Annotated in this window: 15 protein-coding genes; 12 read left to right on the top strand and 3 right to left on the bottom strand. The window is 74.0% G+C overall.

What is annotated here, in order from left to right; translation table 11 throughout:
- Window positions 1-36: 36 nt before the first annotated feature.
- Entirely contained in the window at window positions 37-1,536 is a 1,500-nt protein-coding gene (locus GA0070609_RS22090; protein ID WP_088995547.1) for a cell wall anchor protein, read from the bottom strand.
- A gap of 316 nt (window positions 1,537-1,852) precedes the next feature.
- Between GA0070609_RS22090 and rsmD the strand changes: the two genes are divergently transcribed.
- The 9 genes from rsmD (at window position 1,853) to GA0070609_RS22045 (ending at window position 9,708) form a co-directional block, all read left to right on the top strand.
- Entirely contained in the window at window positions 1,853-2,416 is a 564-nt protein-coding gene (rsmD, locus tag GA0070609_RS22085) for a 16S rRNA (guanine(966)-N(2))-methyltransferase RsmD (protein WP_088995546.1), read from the top strand.
- Window positions 2,413-2,904: a pantetheine-phosphate adenylyltransferase gene (coaD, locus tag GA0070609_RS22080; protein ID WP_088995545.1), complete on the top strand. Its 492-nt coding sequence runs from the start codon at window positions 2,413-2,415 to the stop codon at window positions 2,902-2,904. Before rsmD ends, coaD begins: the two co-directional genes overlap by 4 nt.
- Before the next feature lie 226 nt (window positions 2,905-3,130).
- Complete coding sequence (locus GA0070609_RS22075) at window positions 3,131-3,628, top strand: hypothetical protein (RefSeq protein ID WP_088995544.1); 498 nt, start codon at window positions 3,131-3,133, stop codon at window positions 3,626-3,628.
- Between the two features lie 110 nt (window positions 3,629-3,738).
- The gene (locus GA0070609_RS22070) at window positions 3,739-4,302 is read left to right on the top strand and encodes a YceD family protein (RefSeq protein ID WP_088995543.1); all 564 of its coding nucleotides are present in this window, start codon (window positions 3,739-3,741) and stop codon (window positions 4,300-4,302) included.
- 5 nt (window positions 4,303-4,307) lie between these two features.
- Entirely contained in the window at window positions 4,308-4,481 is a 174-nt protein-coding gene (gene rpmF / locus GA0070609_RS22065) for a 50S ribosomal protein L32 (RefSeq protein ID WP_012181392.1), read from the top strand.
- 125 nt (window positions 4,482-4,606) lie between these two features.
- Window positions 4,607-5,575: a phosphate acyltransferase PlsX gene (locus GA0070609_RS22060; protein WP_231928912.1), complete on the top strand. Its 969-nt coding sequence runs from the start codon at window positions 4,607-4,609 to the stop codon at window positions 5,573-5,575.
- Window positions 5,572-6,417, top strand: a complete 846-nt coding sequence (rnc, locus tag GA0070609_RS22055; protein WP_172899385.1) for a ribonuclease III — start codon at window positions 5,572-5,574, stop codon at window positions 6,415-6,417. The genes GA0070609_RS22060 and rnc overlap by 4 nt, the downstream gene beginning before the upstream one ends.
- Complete coding sequence (gene mutM / locus GA0070609_RS22050; protein ID WP_088995541.1) at window positions 6,410-7,267, top strand: bifunctional DNA-formamidopyrimidine glycosylase/DNA-(apurinic or apyrimidinic site) lyase; 858 nt, start codon at window positions 6,410-6,412, stop codon at window positions 7,265-7,267. The genes rnc and mutM overlap by 8 nt, the downstream gene beginning before the upstream one ends.
- 221 nt (window positions 7,268-7,488) lie before the next feature.
- Window positions 7,489-9,708, top strand: coding sequence for an MMPL family transporter (locus tag GA0070609_RS22045; protein WP_088995540.1), 2,220 nt, complete (start codon window positions 7,489-7,491; stop codon window positions 9,706-9,708).
- A gap of 93 nt (window positions 9,709-9,801) precedes the next feature.
- Here GA0070609_RS22045 and GA0070609_RS22040 read toward each other — a convergent pair whose 3' ends face one another.
- Both GA0070609_RS22040 and GA0070609_RS22035 read right to left on the bottom strand, forming a co-directional pair.
- Window positions 9,802-10,644 carry an endo alpha-1,4 polygalactosaminidase gene (locus GA0070609_RS22040; RefSeq protein ID WP_088997898.1) on the bottom strand — a complete coding sequence of 281 codons (843 nt, stop codon included), beginning with the start codon at window positions 10,642-10,644 and terminating at the stop codon, window positions 9,802-9,804.
- Window positions 10,645-10,752: 108 nt separating this feature from the next.
- Window positions 10,753-12,135: a CAP domain-containing protein gene (locus tag GA0070609_RS22035; protein ID WP_088997897.1), complete on the bottom strand. Its 1,383-nt coding sequence runs from the start codon at window positions 12,133-12,135 to the stop codon at window positions 10,753-10,755.
- A gap of 371 nt (window positions 12,136-12,506) precedes the next feature.
- Between GA0070609_RS22035 and GA0070609_RS22030 the strand changes: the two genes are divergently transcribed.
- From GA0070609_RS22030 to GA0070609_RS22020, 3 genes are all read left to right on the top strand, one after another.
- The gene (locus GA0070609_RS22030; protein ID WP_088995539.1) at window positions 12,507-12,701 is read left to right on the top strand and encodes a hypothetical protein; all 195 of its coding nucleotides are present in this window, start codon (window positions 12,507-12,509) and stop codon (window positions 12,699-12,701) included.
- 325 nt (window positions 12,702-13,026) lie between these two features.
- Window positions 13,027-16,638, top strand: a complete 3,612-nt coding sequence (gene smc, locus GA0070609_RS22025; protein ID WP_088995538.1) for a chromosome segregation protein SMC — start codon at window positions 13,027-13,029, stop codon at window positions 16,636-16,638.
- Window positions 16,639-17,259 (top strand): HAD family hydrolase, encoded by a 621-nt coding sequence (locus GA0070609_RS22020; RefSeq protein WP_088995537.1) that lies wholly within the window; start codon window positions 16,639-16,641, stop codon window positions 17,257-17,259.
- Window positions 17,260-17,275 lie beyond the last annotated feature (16 nt).

The following is a 17,275-nucleotide window of genomic DNA, read 5'->3' as shown; positions in this document are numbered from 1 at the left end:
GGGTCGACGCGCCCTCAGCGCTCAGTCCGGCTCAGCTCACGCGGTGAAGCGCACTCGCCGCCGCCGCGCCATCAGGAAGAGCACCGCGCCCAGGGCGAGCAGGGCGACCGCGCCCGCAGCGATGCCGCCGGCCGCCGCGCCGGTCACCGGCAGGCCCGGCTCCTCGCCGCCGCCACCGCCGCCGCAGTCACCCTCGGGGGCGTAGACGGCCTCCATCTCCAGCTCCAGCTCGGGGAGCACGACCAGCGCGGTCTCCTCCTTGCCGGCCTTGAAGGTGACGGTCTCCGAGTCGCCCGGCTGCACGGTCCGGGTCTCGGTCTCCTTGCCGTAGGTGAACACCACCTTGACCGGCAGGCCACCCTCCGGGTTGGTCGCGGTCAGCGTGAAGTTCTCGCAGTCGGCCTTGGTGGTGATGGTGGGCAGCGGGCAGTCCTCGGGACGCTGCCACGAGTAGCTGCCGTCCTCGATCACCTTGCCGTCGACCAGCACCTCGACCTTGCCGGCGTTCTCGGCCGGCACCACGGTGCCGTTGTCGGCCTTGCCCGGCTCGACGGTGACCTTCTTGGACCAGCCGTTCTCGCCCCGGACCTCGAACTCGACCGGGTACTTGGAGATCTTGCCGTCGTTGCTCAGCGACACGGTGACGGTGCCGTCGCAGTTGGACGCGAAGGTCGCGGCCGGGGTGGTGCAGCTCTTGTCACCGCCGTTGTACCAGCCCTGCGGGCCGGTGGACCGGTTGCCCGGGGCGCCCTTGGAACCGAGCTTCTTGTCGCCGTACCGCTTGCCGCCCTCGACCAGCGGGTCGATGATCTCGTCGGTGCCGCCCCAGATCAGGTCCACCTGGGTGTGGCAGTCCGGGATGTCGACCTTCAGGTCGATCTCGGTCTGGGTGCCGCCGATCCAGTCGCTGTCCGGCGTGCCGTAGACGTACTGCGGGGTGGCGAACTGCGGCCGCGGCGCGAAGTACGACACCAGCGTGAACCACTGCTTGCTCTCGCCGCACAGCGGCAGGTCACCGTCGAGCTTGACGGTCGCGGTGCCCTTCGGGCCGTCGAAGGTGTGGCTGTACTTGGCCTTGCTGGCGTCCACACACTTCGGTGCGGGGGTGCAGGGCTTGTCGCCGCCCAGGTTGATGCTGCCGTCGTTGGTGCGGTCCTGGCCGTTCTTCTTCCACAGCGCGTAGACCGTCAGCTTCGCGGTGGCGGTGTCGCCGGGCACCCGCTGCACCGCCTGCACCGAGCCGCCCTTGGGGACGACGGCGCCCTCCAGCGGCTTGCTGGCGTCGGCCGCCAGGTTCACCGGCGTGGCCGGGTCGGCGGTCACGGTCTTCAGCGTCGCCGCCTTGTCCCGCTCGCTGTTCTCCACCGTCCAGGTGATCACCCGCTCGCCGGTGAGCCCGTCACAGTCGGCGGTGGCGGTGATGGTGGTGTGGTGGGCGCTGGCCGGCGCGGCCACCGCGACGGCCGCGGTGAGGCCGAGGAAGGCGGCCCCCAGCACGGCCAGTGGTCGCCGCAGCGACGCTCTGGTACGGATCACGCGTACTCCCGGGGTGAGGAAGCTTGAAGGGGGTCGGCGCGGAGTGGGGCGGGTTCGGTCGGTCGCAGTCGCGTGCCGCGCGTCCGGCGCGGGCGCCGCTCCGTGCCGTGGGCCGGCGTCCACCGCCGACACCCGGCAGACCCTAGCGAGATCGTCGCGTGCGTTACAGCGTTCAGCGGGACCTAAGGATGATGTTATGAATGCGAGATCATTGATATACGAAGGGTGGCCGGACCGGCGCGACGCGCATACCGGCGGTGTCGTCGGCGGGTCCCCGGGCCTCGCGTAGCGTCGGGGTCATGAGCAGGAGGAGACGGTGACCCGGATCGTGGCCGGGACGCTCGGCGGGCGGCGGATCGCCGCCCCGCCCGGCGCGGGCACCCGGCCGACGTCCGACCGGGTCCGGGAGGCGTTGTTCAGCGCCGTGCAGGCCGAGGTCGACCTGACCGGCGCCCGCTTCGCCGACCTGTACGCCGGCTCCGGCGCGGTCGGGCTGGAGGCGCTGTCCCGGGGCGCCGGGCACGTGCTGCTGGTCGAGTCCGACCCGCGGGCCGCCCGGGTGATCCGGGAGAACGTGGCCGCCCTGCGCGCCGCGCCGGCCGCCCGGCTGGTCACCGGGAAGGTCGGCACCGTGCTGGCGGCCGGCCCGGACGGCGACCCGTACGACGTGGTCTTCGCCGACCCGCCGTACGCGGTGCCGGACGCCGACGTCACCGCGATGCTCGCCGCGCTGGTCGACGGCGGGTGGCTGGCCCCGGACGCGCTGGTGGTGGTGGAGCGCTCCAGCCGGACCGGGCCGGTCGAGTGGGTGCCGGGTGTCACCGGCGAGCGAAGTCGCCGTTACGGCGAGACCACCCTTTGGTACGGTCGCCGATCATGAGACGTGCGGTGTGCCCCGGCTCGTTCGACCCGGTCACCAACGGACACCTCGACATCATCGGCCGGTCGAGCCGGCTCTTCGACGAGGTGATCGTCGGCGTGCTGGTGAACCAGTCGAAGAGCGGCCTGTTCACCGTCGAGGAGCGGATCGACATGCTCCGCGAGGTGACCGCCTCATACGACAACGTGCGGGTCGAGTCGTTCCGCGGGCTGCTGGTCGACTTCTGCCGCGCCCAGCAGGCGAGCGTCCTGGTCAAGGGCCTGCGCGCGGTCAGCGACTTCGACTACGAGCTGCAGATGGCCCAGATGAACATCGGGCTGGCCGGCGTCGAGACGCTCTTCATGCCGACCAACCCGCTCTACTCGTTCCTCTCCTCCAGCCTGGTCAAGGACGTGGCCAAGTGGGGCGGCGACATCTCCGCCCACGTCCCCGACGTGGTCCGCCACGCCCTGCAGACCCGCCTCACCCCCAACCTGCCCCGCGACTGATCCCGCCCCACCCCGCCGCGATCTTGCGATTTCGGTCCCTCTTTCATCCCGTGATGGGCGAAATGCGGGGGCGGAAAGTGCACGATCGCGTGGACCGGGCGCGTGCGACGCGCCGGGGGTGGTGGGGGCGGTGGTGGATGGTGCGGGTGATGATGGGTGGAGCGGGAACCGGGCCGCAGCCCGCATGATGTAGGTCGGCCGTACGAACGACAGGAGTGAGGTACCGGTGGACCCGCTCGACCGCATCGACGAACTGATCGCCATGGTGGAGACGGCCCGTTCCGTCCCGATGTCGCGCAACAACTGCATGGTCGACCGGGGTGAGATGATCGCGGCGCTGGAGGAGTTGCGCGGCGAACTCCCCGCCGACCTGCGCCGGGCGGCCGCCCTCCTGGAGGAGCGGGACAAGATCATGGAGGCCGGCAAGCGCGAGGCCGACCGGATCATCAGCGAGGGTGAGGCGGAACACGCCCGCCTGGTCTCGGTGAACGAGATCACCGTCTCCGCCGAACACGAGGGCGCCCGGATCATCGCCGAGGCCCGCGCCGAGGCGCAGCGGCTGCGCGAGGAGGTCGACGACTACGTCGACACCGCGCTGGCCAACTTCGAGCAGTTCCTCACCCGGGCGTTGGCCTCGATCGAGCGCGGGCGCGACAAGATGCACGCGCTGCGGGAGATCGGCACCTTCGCCGGCGACGAGGCGGAGCGCCCGCTACCCTTCTGACCGGCACCGCAGCAGCCGGCAGGGCGGTGCGGGCGTCGCCCCCGGTTCGACGGTTCGGCGGTCGCCCAGGTAACCTCGTTTGTCGGCCTCTCACCGGCCGGAGTCTGACTATGCCCAAACACACGCCTTCCTCACTCAACCCCAGGTCGCCGCTGGTCCTCGACACGAGGGAGCTGCCGCGTCGGCCTGGTGCGTTGCGTACGGTCAAGCGGGTGGTGCCGGCACCGGCGGACCTCGGCGTGGAGTTGATCGGCGTGCCGGAGGGCGCGGACCTCGACCTCGACCTGAGGTTGGAGTCGGTGTCCGAGGGCGTGCTCGTCTCGGGCACCGTCAGCGGTCCCGTCCGGGGCGAGTGCGGGCGCTGCCTGCGCGAGATCAACGACTCGGTGGTCGTGCGGATCCAGGAGCTGTACGCGTACGAGAACAGCACCACGGACACCACGACCGACGAGGACGAGGTGGGCCGGATGCAGGGAGACCTGATCGACCTGGAGCCGGCGCTGCGGGACGCGGTGGTGCTCACACTGCCGACCAACCCGCGCTGCCGGGAGGACTGCCCAGGCTTGTGCCCCGAGTGCGGGGTGCACCGGGACGAGCTGCCGGCCGACCACAGTCACCAGCAGATCGACCCGCGTTGGGCGGGCCTGTCGCAACTGACCCGTAAAGAGGAGTAAGAACCGTGGCCGTCCCCAAGCGCAAGATGTCGCGCAGCAACACCCGGTCCCGCCGGGCGCAGTGGAAGACCGCGGCGGTCGCGACCGTGGCCTGCCCGCAGTGCAAGTCCGCGAAGCTGCCGCACGCCGCCTGCTCCGTCTGCGGCACCTACAACGGCCGTCAGGTCCTCGAGGTCTGACCGGACGCCGAGTGACGCCCCCGACCTCGGGTCGGGCGGCGCGCGCGCCCTGGCGAACGCCCGGTGCCCCGGCTCCCACGAACGCCGGCCGGCCTGCTCCGGCCGGCGTTCCGGCGGAGCCGGGCATCGCGCGGATCGCCGTTGACCTCCTCGGCGGGGACGACGCTCCCGCCGTCGTGGTTGACGGCGCTCTGCGGGCCGTACGCGCCGACCCCGACCTGCACCTGCTGCTCGTCGGCCCGGCCGAGGCCGCCGGCGAGCTGATCGCCGCCCTCGACCCGGCGCAGCGCGCCCGGGTCGCCATCCGACCGGTCCAGGCGGCCGTCGGCATGGCCGACCATCCCAGCGCTGCCCGCGCGCACAGCACCGTCCGGGCCGCGGTCACCGCCGTCCGCGACGGTGCCGCCGACGCGCTGGTCTCCGCCGGCTCGACCGGCGCCACCGTCACCGCCGCCGCGCTCGGCCTCGGCCGCTGGTCGGACGTCCGCCAGCCGGCCCTGGTCGCCACCCTCCCGGCCGTCGCCGGCCCGGTCGTGCTGCTCGACGTCGGCGGCTCGCTGGACCCGCGCCCGGCCACCCTCGCCCGGCACGCCATGCTCGGCGCCGCCTACGCGGCGGTCGCGCACGGCGTCGTCGAGCCCCGGGTCGGGCTGCTCTCCGTCGGCACCGAGGCGGGCAAGGGCGACCGCCTGCGCCGGCACGCCGACCCGCTGCTGGCCGCCGAGCCGCTGCCCTGCGGCGGCCGCTACGTCGGCCTCGTCGAGGGCTACGACGTCTCCCTCGGCGCCCGGGCCGACGTGGTGGTCACCGACGGGTTCACCGGTAACGTGCTGCTCAAGGCGATCGAGGGCGCGTACGCGATGGCCGGCGGACCACCGGCCGGCGGCGGGGCGCCGCGGGCGGCCGCCCTGCTCGGGGTGGCCGGGACCGTGGTCGTGTGCCACGGCGCCGCCGGGGCCGACGACGTGGCCTCCGGCATCGCGCTCGCCGCCCACCTGTGGCGGCGGGGCGCCGCCGACCTGGTCTGCGCGCTGCTCGACGCCGCGGCGGACCGCATCGACCGCACCACCGACACCGAGGTACGCACACTATGACCAACGACAAGCGGCGGCGGGCGTCCGTCGGTCACCTGGAGGCGGCGTTCGGCGTCACGCTGGACCCGGAACTGCTGGAGCGGGCGCTGACCCACCGCTCGTACGCGTACGAGAACGGCGGCCTGCCCACCAACGAGCGCCTGGAGTTCCTCGGCGACTCGGTGCTCGGCGTGGTGATCACCACGGCGCTCTTCCACAACCACCCCGACCTGCCCGAGGGCCAGCTGGCCAAGCTGCGGGCCAGCGTGGTGAACATGCGCGCGCTGGCCGACGTGGCCCGCGGGCTGGGCCCGGACGGGCTCGGCGCCTACCTCCTGCTCGGCAAGGGCGAGGAGACCACCGGCGGCCGGGACAAGGCCAGCATCCTGGCCGACACGCTCGAGGCGCTGCTCGGCGCGATCTACCTCCAGTACGGCCTGGACACCGCCGCCGCGGTGATCCACAAGCTGTTCGACCCGCTGATGGCCGAGTCGGCCGGGCGGGGCGCGGCGCTGGACTGGAAGACCAGCCTCCAGGAGCTGACCGCGTCGCACGGGCTGGGCGTGCCGGAGTACCGCATCGAGGGCACCGGACCGGACCACCTGAAGACCTTCACCGCGTGGGTGGTGGTGGCCGGCAACCGCTACGGCGGCGCCGAGGGGCGGAGCAAGAAGGAGGCCGAGCAGCGGGCCGCCGAGTCGGCCTGGCGGATGCTGACCGAGCAGGCGGAGCAGGAGCAAGCGGCGCGGCAGCGGGCGGCCACCGCCGCCGAGCTGGCCGAGTCCGCCGAGGCCGCCGACGCTGCTCCGGGCACCGCCGACACCGCGTCCGGCGCGGCCGGGACGGGCGCCCGCCGTGCCTGAGCTGCCCGAGGTGGAGACGGTCCGGCAGGGCCTGGCCCAGTGGGTCACCGGCCGGCGGATCGCCTCGGTCGAGGTGCGCCACCCGCGTGCGGTGCGCCGGCACGCCCCCGGCGGCGGGCACTTCGCCGACGTGCTGGCCGGGCGGACCGTGCTCGACGTCCGCCGCCGCGGCAAGTACCTCTGGCTCCCGCTGGACAGCGGGGACGCGGTGATCGGGCACCTCGGCATGTCCGGGCAGCTGCTGCTGCAGCCCGCCGACGCGCCCGACGAGACCCACCTGCGGATCCGGTTCCGGTTCGCCGACGACGGCCCCGAGCTGCGCTTCGTCGACCAGCGCACGTTCGGCGGGCTGTCCGTCTCGGCCGGCGGGGCGGAGCTGCCGGCGGAGATCGCGCACATCGCCCGGGACCCGATGGACCCGCAGTTCTCCGACGCCGAGTTCGTCGCCGCGCTGCGCCGGCGGCGTACCGAGGTGAAGCGGGCGCTGCTGGACCAGACCCTGCTCTCCGGGGTGGGCAACATCTACGCCGACGAGGCGCTCTGGCGGGCCCGCCTGCACGGCGCCCGGCCCACCGACGCGCTCACCCGGCCGGCCGCGCTGCGGCTGCTCGGGCACGTCCGGGACGTGCTCGGCGAGGCCATCAAGGAGGGTGGGACCAGCTTCGACGCCCTGTACGTCAACGTCAACGGGGAGAGCGGCTACTTCGACCGGGCGCTGAACGTCTACGGCCGGGAGGGCCTGCCCTGCCGCCGGTGCGGCGCGCCGATCCGCCGCGAGGCGTTCATGAACCGGTCGTCGTTCAGCTGCCCGCGCTGCCAGCCCCGGCCTCGGGGGTCGCTTCGGGGATGACCCCGAGCCGGATCCGGGTCGCCGTCGGCGCGTCGCCCCGGACCGGTCCGGGAAGGATCCGGTGTGGCGTACGGCTGCGCCCGCTCGGTGCGGTCGCGGCGCCCGGTGCGGACGCGCACAGGTTCCGGGCCGGACCGGGGCCGTTCCCTGATGTCCCAACCCCGTCGCGCCCATAGCGTCAGCCCCGTTGACAGGGGGTTGACGTGACAGGGGGACCCGCGATGGGGGCAAGACCGGTGACGGTGCGGTTGGCACGCTGGAGCGCGGAGCATCCGTGGCGCGCCGTCGCGATGTGGGTGGTGTTCGTGGCGGTGTGCTTCGTCGGGGGGAGCGCCGCCGGGCTCAACGAGGCCACCTCGGCCGACCAGGCCATCGGCGAGTCCGGCCGGGCCGGCGTGATCGTGGAGGCCGGCAACTTCGACGACCCGGCGACGGAGAACATCCTCATCACCCCGCGCGGCGGCACCCTGGACCAGACCGCCGCGAAGGCGGCGGCCGACGACGCGGCGGCCCGGCTGCGCTCGGTGACCGGGGTTGCCTCCGTCGGCGAGCCGGTGCCGGCCCGGGACGGCTCCGCGGTGCTGCTGCCGATCACCATGTCCGGCGACCCGGAGACCGCCGCCGACCGGGTGCAGCCGCTGCGCGACGCCACCGCGCAGGTGCAGGACGGGCACCCGCAGCTGCGGATCGAGCAGGTCGGCGGCCCGTCGATCAACAAGGCGCTGGACGACACGCTCGGCAAGGACTTCAAGCGCGCCGAACTGCTCAGCCTGCCGGTGACCCTGGCCATCCTGATCATCGCGTTCGGCGCGCTGATCGCCGCCGGCGTGCCGGTGCTGCTGGCGCTCTCCTCGGTGGCCGCGGCGATGGGGCTCTCCACCCTCGCCTCGCACCTGGTGCCGGCGACCGACACGACGGCCAGCGTGATCCTGCTGATCGGCATGGCGGTCGGGGTGGACTACTCGCTGTTCTACGTGCGGCGCGAGCGGGAGGAGCGGGCCAAGGGCCGGTCGGGCCTGGACGCGGTGGAGATCGCCGCGGAGACCTCCGGGCACGCCGTGGTGGTCTCCGGCTTCGCCGTGATCATCTCGATGGCCGGGCTGCTGCTCGCCGGTGACGTGGTCTTCTCCTCCCTCGCGGTGGGCTCGATCCTGGTGGTCGCGGTCGCGGTGACCGGTTCGCTGACCGTGCTGCCGGCGCTGCTGGCCAAGCTCGGGCGCTGGGTCGACCGGCCCCGGGTGCCGCTGCTGTGGCGGCTGACCGCGCCGCGTACCGGGCGGAACGGCGAGCCCGCCAAGCCCCGGTTCTGGCCGGCCGTGCTGAAGCCCGCGCTGCGCGCTCCGATGGCCACCCTGGTGATCTCGGTGGGGCTGCTGCTCGCTCTCGCCGTGCCCGCGCTGGGCATGAAGCTGAAGTTCCCCGGCATGGAGGACGTGCCGCGCAGCACGGCGGCGATGCAGGCGTACGACCGGCTCACGGCGGCCTTCCCGAGCAACGGCACCAGCCACACCGTGGCGGTGCGGGCCCCGGCCGCCGAGGCCGACCGGGTGTCGGCGGCGTTGACCGGGCTGGCCGCCCGGGCGTCGGCGGACCCGCTCTTCGCGCCGACCGAGGCGGACGGCCCGAAGATCCGGGTCTCGGACGACGGGCGGGTGTCGGTGCTGACCGTCGCCACCCCGTACACCAGCCGGGACGCCGAGGCCGGGCAGTCGCTGGACCGGCTCCGCGACGACCTCGTCCCGGCCGCGCTCGGCGGGGTCCCCGGCGTGCAGTACGCGGTCGGTGGCGACATCGCCGCCAGCGAGGACTACGCGCAGCACGTCCGGGACAAGCTGCCGCTCGTGGTGGGCTTCGTGCTGGTGCTGACCTTCCTGGTGATGGTGCTGACCTTCCGCTCGGTGGTGATCGGGCTCAGCTCGATCCTGCTCAACCTGCTCTCCGCCGGCGCCGCGTACGGCCTGCTGGTGCTGGTCTTCCAGGGTGACTGGGCCGAGGGCCTGCTCGGCTTCACCTCGATGGGCGCGATCGTGGCCTGGCTGCCGCTCTTCCTGTTCGTGGTGCTGTTCGGGCTCTCGATGGACTACCACGTCTTCGTGGTCAGCCGGATCCGTGAGGGGATCCGGGCCGGCATGCCCAACCGGGAGGCGGTGGCGTACGGCATCACCTCGTCGGCCGGCGTGGTGACCAGCGCGGCGATCGTGATGGTCGGCGTCTTCTCGATCTTCGCGACGCTGAGCATGATCGATTTCAAGCAGCTCGGGATCGGGCTGGCGGCGGCGATCCTGCTGGACGCCACGATCATCCGCGCGGTGGTGCTGCCGGCGCTGATGACCATGCTCGGGGACGCCAACTGGTGGGCGCCGCGCTTCCTGCGCCCGCGCGCCGCGGCGGCCCCGACCGAACCGCCGGCGCCCGCGCCGGAACTGGTCGGCGTCCGCTGACCGACCCCGCTCCAGGGCCGGACCGCAGCACGCGGTCCGGCCCTGCCGCGCCGACAGCGCCGGCCGGCCCGGCCCGCTCGGCGGGACGGCCGGTCAGAGCACCGGGCAGGCGACGCGCCAGGCGTCGAGGTCGCGGTCCTTGCGGATCGAGGCGAAGCCGTAGCCGACCGTCTCCACGCAGAAGTCCTCGGTCGAGCCGGTGTACTCGACGTGGAAGACCGGCTTGCCGGCCTCGACGAACGGCAGCAGCTTCGCGCACCGGCGCAGCCGTACGCACTCCTCGTCCACCGCGAAGTCGAAGTCCGGCGCCAGCGCGGTCACCTGCTCGGTGTTGCCGAGCAGGCCGGGGGACAGGTCCAACGCGCGGGCCAGCTCGGCCAGTCGGCGGTTGAACAGCAGCGCGTCGTCGAAGTCCAGCGGGAAACCGGACCGGTGCGCGTAGCCGTCGGCGTCGGCCAGCGCCACCGCGCCGAACCCCTTGCCCCGGCAGAGCCGGAACCGGTCGGCCAGCACCGGCCGCAGCGTGTCCCACTGCCGGACGTCCAGCCAGCTGCTCTCCGGACGGCGCGACGCGGAGCCGCGCACCCGCGCCGGGAAGCGGTCCGCGTCCGGATCGGTGGGCAGGACCGACCCGACGTGCACCTGGCAGACCAGCCGACGGTCCCGGGAGCGCAGCTCGGCGGTCTGCGCCGCGGTGGTGGCCACCGGGTCGAGCAGGAAGACGTCCGCGTCCACCCCCGGGTCCAGCGCCCCGGTCAGCTGCCACTGCCACTGCCAGCGGCGGACCGACTCGGCCGGCCAGGTGGTCGGCGCGCCGGGCCGGGCCAGCTCGACCCGGCAGGCGTACAGCGGGACCGCCAGCGCGAGCGCCAGGCAGGCCGGCAGGGCCCGGCGCAGGCCGCGCCCGACGGCGCGCGCACGCGGCCGGATCCGCATCGGCAGCTCCCGGGTCGCGGGCGGCATCCCACCGCCCGAGCCGGTACGCCCGGTCCGGCGTACCTACCCGGTCAAACGAGCGCGGACCCGACCACGATTCGCAGCCGGTCAGCGCGGCGCGGCGAAGACCTGCGTCCAGTACGGCCCGTTGCTGCTGGCCACGCCCACGCCGATCTCGGTGAAGGCGCAGTTCAGGATGTTGGCCCGGTGACCGGAGCTGTTCATCCAGGCGTCCATCACCGCGGCCGGGGTCTTCTGGTTCCAGGCCACGTTCTCGCCGTAGGTGCGCCAGGAGTAGCCGACCCGGTCCAGCCGGTCACCGGCGTCGCTGCCGTCGCTGCCGGTGTGCGACATGTTCCGGTGGTCGGCCTGGTCCTGGCTGTGCCGCTGGGCAGCGGTCATCAGCTTGTCGTCGATGCTCAGCGCGCCGCAGCCGGCCTTCGCCCGCTCCGCGTTGACCAGGTTGACCACCTCGCGGGCCTGGCTGCTGACGCTGCCGCCCGGGGCGACACCGGCACCGCCGGCCGGCGCGGTGCTGCGCTCGGGGCTCCGGCGCGAGGGCGCCGTGGTCCGGGCGGGCGCCGGCTTGGGCTTGGTGGCCTTCGTCGGAGACGGGGTGGGCTTCGTCGGGGTGGGCGTGGCGCCCGGGGTGGGCGCGGCCAGCGCGTCGACCGGCGACTCCGCGTCGGCGTCGAAGGGCGCGGCGGCCACCGTGTCGTCACCGGTCGCGGTGGTGTCCGGCCGGTCGTCGCCACCGCCCAGCGCGACGGCCCCGATGCCGAGGCTGACCACCAGCGTGGCCGCCGCGGCGGCGCCGCCGATCAGCGCCGGCCGGGGGAAGCGGCGGCCGGTGCGGTGCCGGCCGTCGGTCGGTTCCTCGTCGACCCCGGCCGCCCGGTGCGCGCCGAGGTCGGCTCCACCGGCGTACGCCGGGTAGCCGCCGGTCGGGTCCAGCTCCCCGGTGGCCGGGTCACCGGCCCACCGCTCAGCGGGCTGATCCCGGTGCCAGCCGGTGTCCGGCACCGCCGACCACCGCTCGGTGGGCCGGTCCTGGTGCCACGCCTCGCCCGGCCGGTCACCCTGCCACGCCTCGCCGGGCTGCCACTGCTCGGTGGGCTGGTCGCGGTACCAGGCCGGGTCCGGCTCGGTGCGCCAGGCGTCGCCCGGCTGCTCCCGCCAGCCGCCCGCGGCGGGCGGGGCGGCGTCCCAGGCGGCGCTCGGCTGCCACTGCTCGGTGGGCTGGTCGCGGTACGGCTCGCCCATCGCGGCGCCCGGCCGGTCGTCGTGCCACCCACCGGCGGGCCGGTCGTCGTGCCAGGCGCCGGTCGGCGGGTGCGGGTGCCGGTCGTCGGCCGGCTGCTCCGGCTCGTCGCCGAACAGGTAGGACGACCGGGGTGCCGGACGGTCGGTCAGCCAGGCCGGCTCGTCGGCCGGCGGCTCGGGGCGCCTACGGGCGCCATCCGGATCGTTCGGGTCGGTCCATCCGTACACGCCGTAGCCTCCACGGGTCGGTTGCGGGCCGGGGTGACGGTACGGGGCGGCCTCGACCTGCAGCAACGTGGCTAAGAAAGAGTTAAGGGGAAGTCGGGCGTCCGGGTAGGGAGTTCCGGGGAACCGAGGCGTACAGTAAAGGAGTCCGGACAGAGCGTGTCTGCGCCTTGTGGCGGCCCCCCGGCAAGTGGACAGGTCGACGTGGAGATGATCTACGGCCTGCGGGAACTTGACGAAGGAGGGGGTATCGGCTCAATATATAGGTGTCGCCAGTCGCGCCCGGTCATGCCCAAGAACAGTTGGAATGACAGCCGCGAACACATGGGCGCGCGTTGGCCGGCCTTTCCGGCAGCGCATATCAAGGAGTCAACATGGCGAAGGCCCTCTACGGCCACGTAGGTGCGGCGCCCGACCGGCGCCTGCTCGACGAGGTCACCCGACTGCGTGCCAGGGTTCAGGCACTGGAGTTCGAGCTCACCCGGGTGCGTGCCGAGAACGATCGGCTCGCGGCGGCCGCCTCGGAGGCGGACGATCTGCTCCGGCTGGCCGAGCCGGCGCTCACCTGAGTTCGATCCGGGAAAACTGAATCGCACCACGCGAAAAAGCGCGCCGACACATTTGTGCCGGCGCGCAGCTCTGTCCGCCCCCTTTTCCGCGGACCATAAAGCGATCTTGTAACAGACCGGGTTCGCGGAACTGCGATCCTCCGGGCCGGGAAAACAGCTCCCACGGGTCCGGACGTGAACCGGTCTCCCCGATTACCGGACGCCGCCGGAAACGGTCGGGGCGGGTCACATGCGGCGGCGTACCCGGCTCCGGGTTAGTCTGCGGGTTCACCCAGGTCCGCGCAGCCGGCGACGGTACGGCGGCCACCGGACGAGGATCGAGAAGGTGTATCTCAAGAGCCTGACGGTGAAGGGCTTCAAGTCCTTCGCCTCCGCGACGACGCTCAAGCTGGAGCCGGGGATCACCTGCGTGGTCGGCCCGAACGGCTCCGGCAAGTCCAACGTCGTCGACGCCATCGCCTGGGTGCTGGGCGAGCAGGGCGCCAAGGCGTTGCGCGGCGGCAAGATGGAGGACGTCATCTTCGCCGGCACCGCCGGCCGGGCGCCGCTGGGGCGCGCCGAGGTGACGCTGACCATCGACAACACCGACGGCGCGCTGCCGATCGAGTACACCGAGGTGTCGATCACCCGCCGGATGTTCCGCTCCGGCGAGAGCGAGTACGAGATCAACGGCAACTCCTGCCGGCTGCTCGACATCCAGGAGCTGCTCTCCGACTCGGGCATCGGCCGGGAGATGCACATCATCGTCGGGCAGGGCCGCCTCGACGGCATGCTGCACGCCAAGCCGGAGGACCGCCGGGCGTTCATCGAGGAGGCGGCCGGCGTCCTGAAGCACCGCAAGCGCAAGGAAAAGGCGCTGCGCAAGCTCGACGCGATGCAGACCAACCTCAACCGGCTCACCGACCTGACCGCCGAGCTGCGCCGCCAGCTCAAGCCGCTGGGCCGGCAGGCCGAGGTGGCCCGCCGGGCCGCCGCGATCCAGGCCAACCTGCGGGATGCCCGGCTCCGGCTGCTCGCCGACGACCTGGCCACCCTGCGGGCCACCCTGGACAAGGAGATCGCCGACGAGACCGCGCTGCGCGAGCGGCGGGAACAGGTCGAGGCCGAGCACGGCGAGGTGCAGCGGCGCCTCGGCGAGCTGGAGGCGGCGCTGGCCGAGGACGCGCCGCTGCTCGCCGCCGCGCAGGACACCTGGTACAAGCTCTCCGCGCTGCAGGAGCGGTTCCGTTCCATCGAGCAGCTGGCCCGGGAGCGGCTGCGCCACCTCAGCGCCACCCCGGACGACGAGCGGCCGGGCCGTGACCCGGACCAGCTGGAGGCCGAGGCGGAGCGGGTCCGTGAGCAGGAGGAGGAGCTGCGCGCGGCGCTCACCGACGACCAGATCCGGCTCGCCGAGGCGGTCGAGCACCGGCAGGAGCTGGAGCGCCAGCTGGCCGCCGCCGAGCGGGAACTGGTCGCCGCGGCGAAGGCCATCGCCGACCGGCGGGAGGGCCTGGCCCGGCTGACCGGGCAGGTCAACTCGGCCCGTGCGCGGACCACCAGCGCCGGTGAGGAGATCGAGCGGCTCGCTGCCGCGCACGCCGACGCGCTGGCCCGGTCCGAGCGGGCCCAGGCCGACCTGGACGCGGTCGCCGCCGAGTCCACCGAGGCGGACCGGGACAACGCCGACCTGGACGCCCGGCACGCCGAGGCGGTCGCCGCCCTGGAGCGGGTGCAGGCCACCGTCCGGTCGTTGACCGACGCGGAGCGGGCGGCCGAGAAGGACGCGGCCACCTGGAAGGCCCGCGAGGAGGCGCTCGCCCTGGGTCTGCGCCGCAAGGACGGGGCCGGCGCGCTGCTGGCCCGCGCCGACCAGGTCCCCGGCCTGCTGGGCAGCCTGTCCGGGCTGCTCACCGTCGCGCCCGGGCACGAGGCCGCCCTCGCCGCCGCGCTCGGCGGGCTCGCCGACGCGGTGGCGGTGACCGGGGTGGACGAGGCCGTCGAGGCGATGCGGCTGCTGAAGATCTCCGACGCCGGCCGGGCCGGGCTGCTGGTGGGCAGCCCCGCCGGGCCGGGCATGGACGGGTCCGCCGACGCGCTGCGGCCGAAGCTGCCCGACGGCGCGCGCTGGGCGCCCGACCTGGTGGAGTGCGCGGCGGAGATCCGCCCGGCGGTGCACCGGGCGCTGCGCGACGTGGTACTGGTGGACGACCTGGCGGCCGCCGCCGAGGTGGCCGCCGGCAACCCAGAGCTGCGCGCGGTCACCCCGGACGGCGACGTGGTCGGGGCGTACGCGGCGGCTGGCGGTTCGGCCAAGGCACCCAGCTTCATCGAGGTGCAGGCGGCGGTCGAGGAGGCCCGGTCGAACCGGATCACCGCCGAACGGAGCAGCGCTGAACTGCGCGAGCAGTTGGTCGACGCGCGGGCCGAGGTGGCCGCCGCGAAGGAGGTCGTGCAGCACGCCGCGGCCGCGAAGCGGGAGGCGGAGGGGCAGCGCAACGCGGCCGCCCGCCGGCTGGCCGAGCTGGGCGCGGCCGCCCGGTCGGCGAAGGCGGAGACGGAGCGTCTGGGCGAGTCCCGGGCCCGCGCCGAGGCCGCCCGGGAGCAGGACCTGCTGCGGCTCGCCGAGCTGGAGGAGCGGCTGCGGCTGGCCGAGGAGACCCCGGTGGACGCCGAGCCGTCCACCGAGGAGCGGGACCAGCTCGCCGCGATGGTGCCGCAGGCCCGGCAGAACGAGATGGAGGTCCGGCTCGCGGTGCGTACCGCCGAGGAGCGGGTGGCCTCGATCGCCGGGCGGGCGGACTCGCTGCGGCGCCAGGCCACCGCCGAGCGGGCCGCGCGGGAACGCGCGGCGGCGCGGCGGGCGGCGCGGACCCGCGGCGCGGGGATCGCGCGGGCCGTCGCCGGCGGCGCCCGGGAGGCGCTCACCCGGCTGACCGCCTCGATCGCCGCGGCCGAGGAGCACCGCGACGCGGTGGCGCGGGAGCGCGCCGCCCGCGAGGCCGAGCTGTCCGAGGTACGCGGCGCGGCCAAGCGGCTCGGCGCCGAGCTGGAGCGGCTGACCAGCCAGGTGCACCGCGACGAGGTGGCCCGCGCTGAGCAGCGGCTGCGGATCGAGCAGTTGGAGGCGAAGGCCGCCGAGGACTTCGGGCTGGACGTGGAGACGCTGGTCGCCGAGTACGGCCCGGACCAGCCGGTGCCGCCCACCCAGGTGGACCTCGCGCTGGCCGAGCAGGAGGGTCGGCCGGCGCCCGAGCCGGTCCGCTACGAGCGGCCGGTGCAGGAGAAGCGGGCCGCCAAGGCGGAACGGGAACTGGCCCTGCTCGGCAAGGTCAACCCGCTGGCCCTGGAGGAGTTCGCCGCGCTGGAGGAGCGCTACAAGTTCCTCTCCGAGCAGCTGGAGGACCTCAAGGCCACCCGGCGGGACCTGCTCACCGTGGTCAAGGACGTCGACGACCGGATCCTGGAGGTCTTCGCCAGCGCGTTCGCCGACACCGCGCGGGAGTTCGAGCAGGTCTTCACGGTGCTCTTCCCCGGCGGCGAGGGGCGGCTCGTGCTCACCGACCCGGACGACCTGCTGACCACCGGCGTCGAGGTGGAGGCGCGGCCGCCGGGCAAGAAGATCAAGCGGCTGTCGCTGCTCTCCGGCGGCGAGCGGTCGCTGACCGCGGTGGCCATGCTGGTGGCGATCTTCCGCGCCCGGCCCAGCCCGTTCTACATCATGGACGAGGTGGAGGCGGCCCTCGACGACGTGAACCTGGGACGGCTGATCACGCTGCTGGCACAGTTGCGGGAGAAGAGCCAGCTGATCGTCATCACGCACCAGAAGCGGACGATGGAGGTCGCCGACGCCCTGTACGGGGTGACCATGCGCAGCGGCGTCACCCAGGTGATCAGTCAGCGGCTCAACCGGGCCGACGGGGACGACGAGCGGCACGGCCGCGGCGAGGAGAACTGAGTGGCTCGGGAACGCGCGACGGCGCTGCTGGTGGACTTCGACGGCGTGCTGCGGTGCTGGGACCCGGCGGTGGCCGCCGGCGTGGAGCGGGAGTACGGCCTCTCCGAGGGCGTGCTCAGCGAGATCGCCATGCAGTGGGGCCGGCTCCAGCCGGTGCTCACCGGCCAGGTCAGCCACGCCGACTGGATGACCAGCGTGGCCGACGCGCTGGCCGGGCCGGCCGGCGGGCCGGAGCGGGCCCGGGCCGCGGTCGAGCAGTGGCAGCGCTACCGGGGTGAGGTGGACGGCGAGGTGCTCGACTTCCTCCGCGAGGTGCGTGCCGCCGGCCTCCCGGTCGGCCTCGCCACCAACGCCACCGACCTGCTCGACGCCGACCTCGCCGCGCTCGGTCTGGAGAGCGAGTTCGACACCGTGGTCAACTCGTACCGGCTCGGGGTGAACAAGCCGGCCAAGGAGTACTTCCAGGCCGCCTGCCAGGCGGTGGCCACCCCGCCGGACCGGGTGCTCTTCGTCGACGACGAGGACTGGTCGGTGCGCGGCGCCCGGGCGGCCGGGCTGTCCGCGCACCGCTGGAGCGGCCCGGGCGACCTGCGCTACCTGCGGGCGGCACTGGCGTACTGAGGGCGGTGCGCGGTCC

This window comes from Micromonospora echinaurantiaca (assembly GCF_900090235.1).
Classification (GTDB): Bacteria; Actinomycetota; Actinomycetes; order Mycobacteriales; family Micromonosporaceae; genus Micromonospora; species Micromonospora echinaurantiaca.
Note: the sequence above shows the minus strand (reverse complement) of the source record. Positions and strands in the feature narration are given on the sequence as shown.